Raw genomic sequence first — 14,471 nt, 5'->3', positions numbered from 1 at the left:
CTTAAATCTAGAGGCGGTTTGAATTGAAAAATAACTCGATCGGTAGATATGTTTCAGTTCAAACTGTCTTTAGATTCTGGTAATTTGCGTGCAGATAAGTTACTAGAATCGGCGAAAATTATAAGCTATAAATTCAGATAGATTCCCTGATACAAGATGATTTTTAAAACATCTAACTACTGAATTCAGGCGATCGCGTTCCCAAGCGTTGCCGTGCCATCATTTGCCAAATTTCCAATTCTGGTAAATTCCAAGTATTGGGATGTTTTTTATGATTGTCTCGCTCTGATTTCAATCCTTTTTTCCAATAACCAATCGCTTCTTCTAATTCTCCCTTGGCTTCGAGAACTTGTGCTAAAAGATAATAAGCCGCCGGACGATCGCCTTCTAAGTCAATCGATTGGTGTAAATGGTCGAACGCCAATCCGCAATGATTTTGCAACCAATAGCCCCATCCTAAATTTTTATGTAAGGCAGCGAGAACTACGCGATCGCTCGCCCGTTCTAATGCAATTTTAAGTTGGGCGATCGCCTCGTCTAAATGTCCTTCTAAAATTTGCAATCGAGCTAAATTATTAATGGCGGCATAAGCTGCCCGATTTTGTTGCTTCGCGGCTTCTCGATAGTGGGCGATCGCCTCATCTCGACAGTCTAAATGTTCGTAAGTGGCGCCCAGATTGTATTGTGCCGGAGCAAGAGCTTCGTTATAGCGAACGGCATTTTTTAGATCGGTTTTAGCACTTTTAAAATTTCCATCTGTGTAACTTTTATGACCAATTTTATTTAAGTATTTTGCTAAAAGTTGATGGGTTATCTCTTGAGTAACTTGCGAACTTAGTCGAAAATAACCCATTCGATTGTGGCGCTGTTCTTGAATGACAATCGAGTGCGTTTCCAACCCTTCTAAAGCCCGTTCCGATTCCCACAATTCATCGGGATCGACAATGCCGTTTGCCTGTAAATCTTGTAGAGAAATTGCGCGATCGCCATTCACTGCCAACCAACTCGCAATCTCGATCGCCAAACTGGGAATTTCATCGTTATAGTGGGTTTCTAAAAACTTACGGACGAGTTGGCCAACGGAGAATGTCGTTGATTTAATAAATTGGGCTAAATTTCCAGAAACTAAAATTTCGGCATGGTTGGCAACTAATTTTAAAATTAAGGGGTTGCCTCCATATAAATTAATTAATTCTGCAATCAGATCGGACTGTAACAGATCGGGATAACTGGAAGATTCCAGGAGCATTCGGGCTTCGTTTTCGCTCAAGCCGCCCAATTCTAAAACTCGAATTTCGCTGGAGCGATCGCCAAACTTAGAATGGTTTAATGGCCAATCCCAACTGGTTAGTAATAAACAACTTTGGGGAGAACTTTGGAGAAATAAATCAATAATTTCTTCGCAATCTTCTGGTTGCGATCGCCAACTTTGTTCGAGAGCATCTAAAACAAACAAACAGCGAGAGGATCGCAAAGATTCGAGGGCGTCAGACTCTTTTCGATCGCCAATAAATGAGATCGCGCTGTCTAAAATGGTTGCCATGTCGCGGCGATCGTTCAACGTCCGCCAGACAATACAATCAAAATAATGACCGAAATTGGCGATCGCCTGCCGCACTAAAGCCGTTTTCCCCGCACCTCCCATTCCCACCACTGCCACAACCGGGGATTTGTCAGCTACGATCCAGCGTTCTAAGGTTTGCAATTGCGTGCTTCGTCCGCAAAATGAGGTGACTTCTGGCGCTTCACTTAAATCCCACCGAGATGAGGCGCCGCTCGTGTTTGCACCTGTCGGCGAGACGCCTTGTTGACCCCGACTTCTCATTTGTTTCTCATATTCTGAGATTAAGAGTTGTTCGAGTTTTGCCAACTTCCCCGGACCCGACCCCGGAATCTCAAATTTTTTGTAAACTTCACCGAGTCGTTTCTGTAAGGCATCCTTGCGAACGCCCAATTGTTGGGAAATCGCGGTCATGGCCTGCCCTTCAACGGCTCTGGTGAGCACTTCGAGTTCGTTTTCGGACACTCCGACCCGCTTGGCGACAGTGGTTAGAAACTCTTGAGGAATTTTCATAGTCAATCCGTTTATTAAATTGAGTAGTCAAGCCGTTCCCCTTGTAGGGAGGCGCGGCGCCCTGCATTCCCGTCGTCTGCCTTCATCCCTCGTGAATTCAAAATCCTTCCCCTCGACCGCGCGATCGTTCCATCGGTAATATTCTTTACTACAATAACGGTCGGCGCCGGGGATTTTAAAAATTGCGATCGTCGATCTCCAGATATCGAGGCGCCGAGCCCTTCTTCCACCCTACGGCAAGCTTCTCGATCTCATTTATACCTCATTATATGCGATTCACTTGAAGATCGGCGAGGGAGCGACAACCCTCGACCTCGGAACTCTTTCAGAGAAAATCACCGATGGGATTGGGTCGGTAACATTCTATCTATGCTTTGCAATGACTGAAGTACAAGAGATTTTCAGTCGGAAGGAATCTGTGATATCTCATTAAATAAGATAAATTTCTTGCCAAAAGAGAAAGACTGCGCTAGAGTTGAAGTCAGAATGAGATAAAAAGGAGTCGCGATCGACGTTTTCCTCTCTTTAATGCTCCTAAGTTCCCACAACGACCGACCGATCGACTCGTGTAAAAGCTGCTCGCTTTGGGATGGTTGAGCGTCAAGCGCGATCGCTGCAAATCATCGTAGCAATCTAGGTTTTTCAAGTTTGTTCCGCCCTACTTGGTGCAGGGATTTATTCCCTGCCACCAGGTTTTCTTAAGGGTTTGTTCGGAGGAATTGAGAAAATGTCAAACAGCCGATTTCAATATCTATTAATGGGTTCGGCGATCGCATTTCTCGTCAGTTATCGGGCGATCGCGCAAGAAGATCCCGGATGTTTCTGGGTCAACCCAACGACAGGGGGAAATGGATGAGAACCCATAAAATATTAATATCTTCTCTGCCAAATCTGCTGTTTTTCGAGCAACTGTTAATAGAGAAGTCAATATTTATAACATCATTCAACTTTAAAAAAATACAGCACTCGGGCGTCTGATGAGCTACAGTGCCGATCCCCCTAGCCCCCCTTCGCCCCCCTTTCAAAGGGCGGTTGGGGGGATTTCGGGGGGAACAAGGAAAGTAGGGGTTTGGTTACCAAACCCCTACCTGGCGAGGGGGATTTAGGGGGATCTAAATGTCTTGCATAGCACAGTGAAAATGCTGGAATCTAAAAATAAAAAATTTTGAGGCTATTATTTCATGCAATCCGATCGCAACGCTCAAATCAATGGGAACCCCGGTAAAATTGTCGGTATGATTCCCATTAGAACGAACGGTTCTATGAGAATCAGACTGAACGGTGATATGGTTCAAGCCTATTCCGATAGCTTTTTTGGCTTGGAAAATGAAGAATTTTTTATCCCCGTTCGAGAAGTGAAAGCCATTCAAATCGGACAGGGATGTACTTGGTGGCTATTTTGGCTGGGACTCCCGACACTTACTATTTTTGTTGGAGTCGTCCTTATTATCTTGGCTTTTATTGTCAAACAACGTTATTTAGTCTTACACACCAGTCAAGTTACCCTAATTATCTTTTATAAAAGAACCGAAAAAGTCGCCCAATTCAGAAATGCAATTCTCGAAGCACGACATCCTAAAAAACCCCCGATTCCCAAACCGCCCGCACCGCATCCGGTCAATAAAGATTAGTAGTTTTCTCTACTGAGATTTCCTCTGCGGTCCAATTCCCCGAGGTATTGTCCGCCACTAACTCGCGCTCCAACTCCTGGCGCAGACGACCGAGGATCGTTTCCGGTTCGACGCGATCGAGGATGTCTCGAATCACCGTATTCGCTCCTAACGGCCCCCAGGTGCAACCGCGCTCTAAATACACCTGAGCGGCTTGACCGACGCGGTAGGTACCGTATCCCGCCATCGAGGCTTGGGCGATCGCCGCTCCCGCATAGCCCATCACGCCTCCCGCATCTCCCGAGGCGCCGACGATCGCCGCCGCACTTTTGCCAAAGCCCCAAAATAAACCACTCGCCAACTCACCCAACAGCAACCCGCCCCCACTCACTAAAATCTGCTGCCAGAGTTTCCCCGCTTCGTACCCGGTCATCGGTAAGCCGTACAAGCGCGCCAGAGACCGAATTAACGCCAAATCTGCGATCGCCCCTCCCAACAGATCGAACACGGCGATCGGATTGAGCGCCACCGCTAAAGCCTTATATTGCGCGAACCGCCAGATCAAGCGCTCCGCCTCCATCTGGCGCGCTTCGATCGCCCCGACCGCCAACATTTCTTGCGCCGCGCGCGCCTGCACCAACGCATTAATCGCCAACAACGATCGCCCCCGTTCCGTTAACAGCGATACCAACTTCTCTCGCAACTGTTCAATTTGCGGTCCCGGGGTTTCCCACTCCCAAGACTCCCGACCGTCGGGCCATTCCGTGCGAACCTGCAACGGCGCCGGATCCGCCGCCACCATAACGATATCCTCCGACGCCGGAAGGGTCGGTCGTTCCTCCGGTTCCGAGGGAATCCAATCGTCACTGACCCTCATTCGCCCGCGACCCTCGCGACCCGCCGCCAACTCCTGCAACTGGCGATAAATCGTCTGACGGTCCTGTTCCGGATACAGGTCGATCTTGTTAAACACCACCAATAACGGCTTTTGGCTGCGCCGCAGTTCGCACAACGCCTCGTACTCCGTGCGCGTGATATCGCCGCAGACCACGAATAAAATTAAATCCGCCGCCTGGGCCACATTGCGCGCCATCTGCGATCGCGCCTGTCCGTCGATCTCGTCCAATCCCGGCGTGTCGATCGCCTCCACCTCCAAGCCCTCCGCGACCTGCCACCGCGCCGATCTCGGCCACTGGGTCACCCCGTGGAGGGGTCCGGTCGCAAACACCTTTTCCCCCATCAACCCATTGAGAACCGCCGATTTGCCGCGACTCACCAAGCCGAACGCCGCAATCCGAATCACCCCAGCATCGAGCTTGCGTAACGTTTCGTCGAGGCGATCGATCTGCGCCTGGATCGCCGCTTGTTGGGCGATATCTCCATGACGTAACGCCTGACGACGCACGTGGGAATACCACGACATCGCCTGACGGATGCTCGCACGGGCGCGGGTGAGATCGGTATCCTGAATATTCGATGGCATGGAATCCGTAACAGACGAGTGGACTAAATCAAACTTAAGATGTCGGTTCGAGATTCGGCACGATCGCCCCGTCTCGGCTTCTGTTCCCTTGCAACGCTTCGACTTGCGCGCTCAAGCTCGCCGATTTTTTGCTTTCCGGCGCCAGACGCCCCACCACTTGCTCGACGAAACCGCGCAGTACCGTCATCCGCCGATTCTGCTCGAACACCGCTTTGACCGTATTCGCCAACTGTTCCATCCCGGTTTCGCTGGCGAGACTCGCATCTTGCGCTTGGAAATATTCGATCAGGCTCAATCCGGCGAGGCGGGTCAGATAGGCGGCGGAAATCCCTTGAACCACGCCCCCGGCGATGTAAGTCACCGCATGACTTTTGAGGATGGCGGCGACGGTTTGACTCGACAGTTCGACAATGCCCAATTTCACCAATTGTTCCGCTAAAGCCCGCGCGATCGCCTTCTCCCGGTCGAGAGAAAAATTCTGCTGGTAAATTTCGCCCAAATCGGCGATTAATTGGGCGCTAACCGCACTCGTCGCCAGTAAATCCAAGGCGCCGACCGGGTTCGCAAACGCTGCCGCCGCCGCAATATATTGATATTTTTCGACGATCGGTAAGGCGCGATCGCGGCGCAGTTGGTTTAATTGGGTTTGTGCTTCCCATTTCAACTCGATCGCGTCCCGATAAGTTTTGGCGAGGTGCAGTTGTTGCCGTTCCGTCGCCCAAATCTGCTCTAATCGAGACCGCAGGGGGGCGATCTGCGGTGCGCGGCTTTCCATTTTCTCCGAAACCGACCCATCCGCGCGATGCTGGCGGACTTTCACCGGATTCGGGGACGCGGCGATCGCGATCGCGTCTGGGGAACCGAGCAGGGGAGAGAGGCGATCGCGCAAACTTTGCAAAATCGTCGCCTGTCGTTCTTCCGTTTCGCGATCGCACTGATTCCAGACGACGAGCGATCGCGCGGCGGACTCGTGCAGTTGTTTCACAATCCGATATTCGCTCTCGGTCAAGTCCCCACGGGTTAAAAAGACGACTAAATCCGCAGCGATCGCCTGTTTCCAAGTTTCGCTGTCTTGTAACTCCCTTTCCGGGTCTGTGGCGGTCAATAAGGCGGGAGTTTCGAGCCAGTGGATCGGGGGAAACTCGGGCGGTTGGCTGCGGGCGATCGCCTCCTGTAGCTTAGTTTTGCCCGTTCCTTTGGCGCCGACGAGCGCGATCGTCAGGGAATCGAGGGTACCCTCTACCGACAGTTCGGCGAGGCGGTCGCGCAATCGCTCAATTTCGCTCGAACTTTCACTTTTGCGGCGTTCTGCTTTAATTTCCGCCGCTTCGGCTGCGGCGCGATCGAGGATCGTTCTCACCGAGGCGATCGCCCGATCTACGGCGTCGCGATCGATCGATCCGGCCCTAACTCCTTTAAGTTCTACAGGTTTCGGCTTGTCCAACATCCACCATCCCACCCCGAGGGCGATCGCCACGATCGCCCCGAGTTCTCCCATTTCGGCAAGTGCATCGTCGAAACTCTGCATCAGCCACAAGCCAAAGGACAACGTAAGTCCGCCAATTAACAGGGGTCGCCGGAGTTGGACAGCCATGAGTCTTTCCCGAATCTCTAAATCTTGGATAGCGGATAGCAATCCGATCTGGATTGGGTCGATCCGATCTGGAGATTGCGGATCCGATCTGAACATTGCAGATTGAATCTGGAATATCCGATCTCCATTCTAGAGGATCGGGCCGACGGCAGAGGCGATCCTCGGCGGTCGAGTTGGCGGCGATCGCGGGTTAGCCACCCATCGCCGAAGGAGTAACTTTCGCTACAACGCGATCTCCTGTCAGGACAAAAAGATAGACACACCTTTGAGAACCTCGATGGAGGTCAGGGGCAAAGATTGTAATATCGAGGTGCTGCAGTCAACGCCATGAGGAATTTAACCGAGTTGACGGATTTAATCGGAAAGTTCGAGGCGATCGAACCGCCCTTACAAACCTTTATCGAAAGTCTGCATGAAAAGTACCGCCCCCTAAACGAGGGGATCGTCTCCGACTACTTGCCGGAATTAGCCAAAGCTAACCCCAATTGGTTCTCGATTTGCGTGGTGAGTGCAGACGGCAAGATCTACCAAGCCGGAGACAGCGATCGCCTGTTTACCATGCAGTCTATTTCTAAACCCTTTGTGTACGGTTTGGCCTTGGAAGATCGCGGATCGGAAGAAGTGGTTAGAAAAATTGGAGTCGAACCGACGGGAGATCCGGTCAACTCGATTCTCGAACACGAGGAGTTAACCGAAGGGCGTTACAATCCGATGGTCAACATCGGCGCGATCGCCACGACTAGCTTAATTGCCGGATCGGACCCCAGCGAACGCAACCGCCGCCTGTTGGAGATGTTCCGGCGTTACGTGGGACGGGAGGTTTCTGTAGACGAATCGACTTATATTTCTAAAAAAAATAAGAATAACCTGCATCGGGCGATGGCCTACATGATGCTCAATTTCGGCACGATCTCGGGCAATATTGAAGAAATCCTCGATTTATACTGTCAGCAATGCTCGTTAATGGTCAATTGTCGCGAATTGGCGATAATGGCGGCTACCTTGGCGAATGGAGGGGTCAATCCGATAACCGGGGAACGGGCGATCGCCTCGCAATATGTCAAAAATCTCCTCAGCGTCATGTACACCTGCGGGATGTACGATTTTTCCGGTCAGTGGGCCTATCGCGTCGGTTTTCCGGCCAAAAGCGGCCTCGCCGGGGCGATTCTTGCCGTGGTTCCCCGTCAAATGGGAATTGCCGTATTTTCACCGCCATTAGGAGAGCATCGCAAAAGCGAACGCGGGGTTAAGGTGTTTGAGGAACTCGCGGAACGCTTTAACCTGCACGTGTTTCACGGAGTTTCCCAGGAAGTCACCGTCGGGCGTTGCGAACGGGGATTCGATCGCCCCCCTCGGCGCAGCGATCGCGCGAAACTCGGCAACAAAACTCTCTCGACGCCTTATTTGGAAACGGAAGAGGAGCGCGATCGTTCGGGAAATGGGATTCATTCCCCATTTCAGGACTTTTTAGAGCAGTTACACCAAAAATATTTACCGTTGCGCGACGGAACGCCTTATTTGAGCGAACCGGATTTAGTCGAAATTAACCCGGATTGGTTCGGGATTTGTGCGGTGACGGTCGATGGTGACGTTTATGCGGTCGGCGATTACGAACAACCGTTTTTAATCCAGTCGATTTCTAAAGTCTTTGCCTATGGTATGGCCCTGAGCGATCGCGGGCGCGATTACGTCTTGCAGAAAGTCGATGTGGAACCGACGGGAGACGCTTACAATTCCATTGTCAAGGTGGAGGAAAGTTCCAAACGCCCTCACAATCCGATGGTCAACGCCGGGGCGATCGCCACGACCAATTTGATTCTGGGGAACAGTCCGGCGAAACGGCTCAATCGGGTTCTAGAAATGTATAAGCGCTTTATCGGTCACAAAGTCTTTGTGGATACCCCGACCTTTGTTTCCGAGCAGCATTGCGGCGATCGCAATTGGGCGATTTCTTACCTATTACGCAATTTCGGCATGATCGAAGGCAGCATCAGCGAAACCCTCGATTTATACTTGCAGCAATGTTCGGCGATCGTCAACTGTCGCGATTTAGCGGTGATGGGCGCGACTTTAGCGAACGACGGCATCAATCCGATGACCGGAACACGGGCGATCGCCGCCCCTTACGTGAGAGACTTGCTCAGCGTGATGTATACATGCGGGATGTACGATTTTGCCGGAGCCTGGGTCTACAATGTCGGCTTTCCCGCCAAAAGCGGTGTCGGCGGCGGCATCATCGCCGTCGTTCCCGGACAAATGGGCATTGCCGTGTTTTCCCCGCCCCTGGACAAACGCGGTAACAGCGTTCGCGGGATTAAAGTGTTTGAAGAACTCTCGCAACGGTTCGGCTTGCACATTTTCGACCCCACCACCTCCGTCGATACCTTCTTGCAGTGGATGCGCGAGACCCGAACTTAATCCGAACGGGAGAAAAGGGGAGTGCATTGCACTCCCCCCAGGAGAGTTGGAGGGAATCTCCAGATTCCCACTGTGGAATTCGATCCTTTACTGCCAGTCAGATCGCGTACTTGGAAAAAACCCCCCAGAGGGCTGGGGGAGTTCGTCGCAAGCCTGGTGGGCGACATGACCGAGGAAATATAGCAAGCGGGTTTCGGGACTGATGCAGTGGAATTTTAGATCGCCTGTAAGGACACGGCATTACCGTGTCTCCAGAACCGATGAATTTTACAACACGATTGAGGATGGCTATAGATCGACGGAGCCATTGAGAACGTTAGAACTCAAATTCCAAGGGTCGGTCGTTTAAAGTTTCGACTAACAACCCCATTTTCTGTTTCTTGTCGCTCAGAAAGGTTTCGCACTGGTGTAAGTATTCGACAGCGATCGCAAATTGGTCGAAAATTTCGCTCAACTCCAAATTACCGGATTCGACTTGTTCGATAATCTCTTCAACCTTATCGACCGTTTCTTCATAGCTCCAATCCGGGGGGAATGACTCGTGAGGGGGGCGGTTGTGGTTAATCGGTTGGGCAGCACTCATAGGAATAGAAATATCAAAATTTAGCGGGGGTTCAACACCGATCGCCCGTCTCGAAATCTCGGAAAAAACCGTGTTTCTTGAGCGGCGGCAGTCACGGCGATCGTTTGCGGTACGGTACGGGGAGAATCCAGATAATGGCGATCCCGACACAGAAGTTGGGTAGAACCTCCTCCGTCGAGCATCAGCACGGCGATCGCGCCGAACTCTTTTAAAACTTCAGCCGCACGAGCTTGAGTCGCCTTACTCGACGACAATAATAAAACAGTTTCTGCCGTACCGTCCCTATCTTTATCTTTAATTCCGGCGAAGGTCCGCCCGACGGCGATCGCGCTACTTTTTTCGGCAGTCGGTGTTAAGCCGACGATCGCCTCGGGGGCGTCATTCTGTCGCCATTCAAGGGGATCGAAGGCGACGATCGCCGCGCGATCGGGCCAAACTTCTAAAATTAGTTTTTCGTCCGCAAATTCGCTTTCTCCCGCATAGCCGTCGCTGACGAATTCACCCCCTGCTTTGACCGGAAAGGCGAGGGCGGTAGCTCGGTTGCGATCGTTGCGAAAAAACTGCCCGTTGGCAATACAAAAGGCTGCCGGATCGCGATCGCGCAGCGTCGTCCACGCCGTCTCCAAGCTTTGGCGCTCGAATTCGGGGTCGTCGCCGCCATAAGCCCCCAACCCCGATCGCCGTTCCACCAACGGACCGAATTCAAACGATACCGAGGCCCCTCGACTCAGATCGATCGCCTGGACGTAATCGCTGCCGTGTTGAAACAGGGTCACCCCAGGGGCTTCTAAAATCGGTTGAAAAGCATCGGGAATCGAATCGTGTCTGGGAATGGCGGGGGGTCTGCCGACGGCGACGCCCCCCAGGGAAAGCGAAAAAAGCACCGTTGCGGCGATACTCCTGACTCCTTTCTCCTTTGCAGACGTTGCACGAACACAGTTGCTACGCGAACGGCGTTGCTTCAGGAATGCCGCCTGACGTTTCCACATCTACATCCTCCTCATTCTGGGGCGATCGCGTAGTTTACTAATTGGCCGATCCGTTGGCGTAAGGTTTCCAACCCCAACCCGGCGCGGGCGGAAATAAACGCCGCTAAGGGAAACTCTTCCCGGGCGATCGCCAGGGCCTCGCTACTGACACAATCGATCTTGTTAAACACGATCAGCGACGGGCCCGGCGTCACCGGGAGTTCTTTGAGAATCTGGCGCACCGACTGGATATGACTTTGCCACGCCGGATGGGATAAATCGACCACGTGCAGCAAGGCATCGGCTTCGCTCACTTCTTCTAAAGTTGCCCGAAACGCATCCATCAGCGACGGGGGCAGTTCGTGGATGAACCCCACCGTATCGGTCAGGACGATCGCCAGTCGGTCTCCGGTTTGGGCGTCGGGAACGAAACAGCGCCGGGTGGTCGGATCGAGGGTGGCAAATAATTGGTCGGCGGTGTAAATTTCGGCGCTGGTCAGGGTATTGAGCAAGGTGGATTTCCCCGCATTGGTATAGCCGACGATCGCGATCGAGGGAACCGCTTGTTTTTGCCGTTGCAAGCGCATTCGCGACCGATGGGCCTGGAGGCGATCGACCTGTTTTTGCAACTGGGCGATCCGTCGGGAAATGGCGCGCCGTTCGGTTTCGAGTTTCGTTTCCCCCGGTCCTCGGGTACCGATCCCGCCCCCCAAGCGGGACATCGCCTCTCCCCGGCCCGTGAGGCGCGGTAGGGCGTATTCGAGTTGGGCGAGTTCGACTTGCAGTTTTCCGGCGCCGGACCCGGCCCGTTGGGCGAAGATATCCAAAATCACCTCGGTGCGGTCTACGACTCTCACCCCGATTTGGGTTTCCAAGTTACGTACTTGCGCGGGGGACAGGTCGCGATCGAACACGATCAAATTGGCGCCCAAGGTTTGGGCGCTCAAGGCGAGTTCCTGTACTTTCCCGGCGCCGATCGCCGTTTGCGGGTGGAGGCGCGATCGTTTTTGGGCGATCGTCCCGAGGACTTTACCCCCTGCGGTATCCACCAAGCGGGCCAGTTCGGCTAAGCCGTCCTCGAACTGTTCCGGATTCATCTCGGCGGTCATCACGCCGACGAGTAAGGCGCAATCGCTACGCCCATCGACTTCCCGGGCGATAAATTGGCGCTCGAATTCGGCTTCTAACCCTTCGACTAAATTGAGAAAATCTTGCTTCGCCAACAGGTCGAGGCTCATCGGCCCGGACACGTGCCAATTGGCGATCGCCAGTTCTTCTGCTTGTCCGTCTTCCCCCGCCTTGTCCGTCCCTTGCGGCGTTAAATAGGCCAGATAGGTTTCTCTAACATATCCCGTGGCTCCACCGCCGCGACGCTCGAATCCTTCCCCGGTCAGGGTAAGGACGACTAAGGCATCGAGGCGCTGAATTGCCATTGCCGTCAGCGATTCTTGGTTGGGACCTTCCGCTTTGAGCTGGGTGGACAGGCAGCGAATGCCACTGAGGCGCCCGACCCCGTAGCGCGGCAATTCTAATGGCGGGATTTGGGTTTGACGCGGGGTTCCCACGCCAACGCGAATCACCTGACCTCGGCGGTTGAGGTAGGCGCACACGGATTCGCCAATGTCCGTGGAAATGGCAGCCAGTCGCTGGGAAAATTCCGGCGTCGCGATGCAGTCTACGGGTAGGCGTTGGTGGTAAAGCCGTTTCAACTGCTTTAACTGGCTGGGTTTGAGACCTTGCAGGTTGCCGTAAATCGTTTCGATAGGCACTGATGACCAGATACCTGGTTCTCCCTGAATAAAGGACAGATCGATCTTGTTAATTTTATCGCGGCTTTTTCCCAGGACGGGCGATCGCCGAGCTTTACCTTAACTTGTTGAAAATTTTCGTCAAATTTTATACGGTTCGCGGATTCTAATGTTATTTTAAAGGAAAGGGATTGTACATCACTCGACACTCTTAAAAAGTCCACTATGAACAAAGTTACTCTAGAATCGGTTAAACAAGCGGCGGCCATCCATCGCGCCAATCTGCAAAAACGGTTGGAACATCGGATCGAAATGGCCAGACAAAAAGGTGATGAAAATTTGGTTCGGATCCTCGAAGCCGAAGCCCAATATTTGAAATAAGTCTTTTGCTCGGCCTTTACACGGCTCAAGGGGCTGGCGATCGCCACCGAGAGGTACGTTAAGACCTGTCCGGTGGCGCGATCGCCAGCCCCCTCGCGTTAGGTATTTGCTCGGGAATAAGCTAGCGCCCGCCGACCACGACATCCTTGATGCGAACGTGGGGACCGCCGACACTGACGGGAAGCGGGGACTGACCGCCTTTGCCACAACCGCCATTGGTATATACCGAATCGTTACCGATCGCCTCGATATCGGTGAGGGTTTGGAAGACGTTTCCGGTGAGGGTAACGTCGCTGACGGGTTCGGCAATTTGACCGTCGCGAATCATGTAGCCTTCGGCGGCGGCGAAGGTAAACATTTCGCCGTTGGTCTGACCGCCGATCATACGAACGGCATATACGCCTTCGTCGATATCGGCGATCGTTTCGGTAAAACTGCGATCGCCCGGTTCGATCGCCGTGTTGGTCATGCGCACCAACGGCGGATAACTGGCGCTGAGGGCGCGGGCGTTTCCTGTGGGGACTTCGTTCATTTTGCCTGCGGTTTCCCGGTTGTGCAGGCGTTGGGTGAGGACGCCATTTTTAATTAAATATTTACGTTGCGCCGGGACGCCTTCATCGTCGTATTTGAGCGAACCGGGAAGTCCGTTTAAGGTCGCGTCATCGACGACGTTGAGCTGTTCGATCGCCACGGCTTTGCCCAATTGCAATAACTCTTGCATCCGGGGATTTTCGTAGACAAAATCCGCTTCGGATAAATGGCCGAATGCTTCGTGAATGAACACCCCGGCGAGATAGGGGTCGAGAACTACCGTATATTGACCGCCTTTAACAGATTTCGCTTCTAATTGGCGGATGGCACGTTCGGCAGCCGATCGCACCCGGTCTTCGAGATCGACGAAAGCGTTGTAGTCGGAGCGCGAGTGAACCGATTCGTAGCCTTGACGGACGAGACCGCCCTCTCCTCGGGCGATCGCCCCGAAACCGCCGGAAATGTCGAGGCGTTCTTGGGCGATGCAGGTTCCGGCAGAATTGACAAAATAGGTGACGCCGAAGCGATCGCGGTAACTGCTGCTGGTCGTTTGAATGCGCGGGTCGTAAGCGAGCAGCAGTTGGTTGTAGCGTTCGACTAAATCTCGTTTTTCGGCGAGGGAAATTCCGCGCGGGTCGCGTCCGAGTTCGAGGGGGACGAAATCTTCGATCGCCTCGACCGGGGCGAGTTGAGTGGTTTCGGTACCGACGAGTTTCGCTTGGGAAATCGCTTCTTCGAGGCGATCGTGCAGTTCGTCCAAACCGTTGAAGGTGACGAAACTCCAGCCCCCCTTGTGGCAGGCGCGCACCCCTCCCGCTAGGGAAAAGTTACGATTGGCGGCATCGAGGCGATCGCCGCGAAATGAAATCGCCGTAGACTCGCTTTGTTCCAAACGGATTTCGAGGTAGTCGGCGCGATCGCGGTAGGTCGAGACCGCCTCTCGCAACCGATCGGCGATCGCCCGGTCTAAGCAGGTTTCCTGACTCATTACACTCTCTGGTTGTGATTCGTGATTCGCCTAGAAGGCATTTTCTCCAGTCTAGTCGAGGGACGAAACAATCGCCGCGCTTTCGGATCGCCC

At 53.0% G+C, this 14,471-nt stretch carries 11 protein-coding genes; 4 read left to right on the top strand and 7 right to left on the bottom strand.

All coding sequences use genetic code 11. The features are described from left to right. Positions 1-172: 172 nt before the first annotated feature. Positions 173-2,074, bottom strand: coding sequence for a tetratricopeptide repeat protein (locus JJD41_RS10075; RefSeq protein WP_200665795.1), 1,902 nt, complete (start codon positions 2,072-2,074; stop codon positions 173-175). Positions 2,075-2,801: 727 nt separating this feature from the next. Here JJD41_RS10075 and JJD41_RS25305 point away from each other — a divergent pair. Continuing rightward, on the top strand, positions 2,802-2,930 hold the full coding sequence (locus JJD41_RS25305; RefSeq protein WP_255547263.1) for a hypothetical protein: 129 nt from the start codon (positions 2,802-2,804) through the stop codon (positions 2,928-2,930). Positions 2,931-3,336: 406 nt separating this feature from the next. Beyond that, positions 3,337-3,705, top strand: coding sequence for a hypothetical protein (locus JJD41_RS10070; RefSeq protein ID WP_234488575.1), 369 nt, complete (start codon positions 3,337-3,339; stop codon positions 3,703-3,705). Here JJD41_RS10070 and JJD41_RS10065 read toward each other — a convergent pair. Beyond that, on the bottom strand, positions 3,692-5,167 hold the full coding sequence (locus JJD41_RS10065) for a GTP-binding protein (RefSeq protein WP_200665793.1): 1,476 nt from the start codon (positions 5,165-5,167) through the stop codon (positions 3,692-3,694). The genes JJD41_RS10070 and JJD41_RS10065 overlap by 14 nt on opposite strands. Positions 5,168-5,201: 34 nt before the next feature. Continuing rightward, a complete protein-coding gene (locus JJD41_RS10060; protein ID WP_200665792.1) occupies positions 5,202-6,761 on the bottom strand; it encodes a slr1306 family protein in 1,560 nt (519 codons plus the stop codon). Between the two features lie 327 nt (positions 6,762-7,088). Between JJD41_RS10060 and glsA the strand changes: the two genes are divergently transcribed. Then, positions 7,089-9,179, top strand: coding sequence for a glutaminase A (gene glsA, locus JJD41_RS24745; protein WP_234488574.1), 2,091 nt, complete (start codon positions 7,089-7,091; stop codon positions 9,177-9,179). Between the two features lie 316 nt (positions 9,180-9,495). Here the strand turns inward: glsA and xseB are convergent, their stop codons facing one another. The 3 genes from xseB to hflX all read right to left on the bottom strand — a co-directional run bounded on the left by xseB (position 9,496) and on the right by hflX (position 12,499). After that, positions 9,496-9,762, bottom strand: coding sequence for an exodeoxyribonuclease VII small subunit (gene xseB / locus JJD41_RS10050; RefSeq protein WP_200665791.1), 267 nt, complete (start codon positions 9,760-9,762; stop codon positions 9,496-9,498). 20 nt (positions 9,763-9,782) lie between these two features. Continuing rightward, on the bottom strand, positions 9,783-10,646 hold the full coding sequence (locus JJD41_RS10045) for a phosphodiester glycosidase family protein (RefSeq protein WP_200665790.1): 864 nt from the start codon (positions 10,644-10,646) through the stop codon (positions 9,783-9,785). A gap of 116 nt (positions 10,647-10,762) precedes the next feature. Further along, complete coding sequence (gene hflX, locus JJD41_RS10040) at positions 10,763-12,499, bottom strand: GTPase HflX (RefSeq protein WP_370583780.1); 1,737 nt, start codon at positions 12,497-12,499, stop codon at positions 10,763-10,765. Between the two features lie 204 nt (positions 12,500-12,703). Here hflX and pirA point away from each other — a divergent pair, with 204 nt between their 5' ends. After that, the gene (gene pirA, locus JJD41_RS10035; protein ID WP_200665789.1) at positions 12,704-12,859 is read left to right on the top strand and encodes an arginine synthesis PII-interacting regulator PirA; all 156 of its coding nucleotides are present in this window, start codon (positions 12,704-12,706) and stop codon (positions 12,857-12,859) included. Between the two features lie 121 nt (positions 12,860-12,980). Here the strand turns inward: pirA and JJD41_RS10030 are convergent, their stop codons facing one another. Then, positions 12,981-14,378, bottom strand: coding sequence for a TldD/PmbA family protein (locus JJD41_RS10030; protein ID WP_234488572.1), 1,398 nt, complete (start codon positions 14,376-14,378; stop codon positions 12,981-12,983). Positions 14,379-14,471: the final 93 nt, after the last annotated feature.

Source organism: Oxynema mangrovii CENA135, assembly GCF_016632315.1.
Lineage (GTDB): Bacteria > Cyanobacteriota > Cyanobacteriia > Cyanobacteriales > Laspinemataceae > Oxynema > Oxynema aestuarii.
Note: the sequence above shows the minus strand (reverse complement) of the source record. Positions and strands in the feature narration are given on the sequence as shown.

Coding starts and splice junctions, on each gene's coding strand:
- JJD41_RS10075 (WP_200665795.1), bottom strand. CDS start 2,074: ATGAAAATTCCTCAAGAGTTTCTAACCACTGTCGCCAAGCGGGTCGGA.
- JJD41_RS25305 (WP_255547263.1), top strand. CDS start 2,802: ATGTCAAACAGCCGATTTCAATATCTATTAATGGGTTCGGCGATCGCA.
- JJD41_RS10070 (WP_234488575.1), top strand. CDS start 3,337: ATGAGAATCAGACTGAACGGTGATATGGTTCAAGCCTATTCCGATAGC.
- JJD41_RS10065 (WP_200665793.1), bottom strand. CDS start 5,167: ATGCCATCGAATATTCAGGATACCGATCTCACCCGCGCCCGTGCGAGC.
- JJD41_RS10060 (WP_200665792.1), bottom strand. CDS start 6,761: ATGGCTGTCCAACTCCGGCGACCCCTGTTAATTGGCGGACTTACGTTG.
- glsA (WP_234488574.1), top strand. CDS start 7,089: ATGAGGAATTTAACCGAGTTGACGGATTTAATCGGAAAGTTCGAGGCG.
- xseB (WP_200665791.1), bottom strand. CDS start 9,762: ATGAGTGCTGCCCAACCGATTAACCACAACCGCCCCCCTCACGAGTCA.
- pirA (WP_200665789.1), top strand. CDS start 12,704: ATGAACAAAGTTACTCTAGAATCGGTTAAACAAGCGGCGGCCATCCAT.
- JJD41_RS10030 (WP_234488572.1), bottom strand. CDS start 14,378: ATGAGTCAGGAAACCTGCTTAGACCGGGCGATCGCCGATCGGTTGCGA.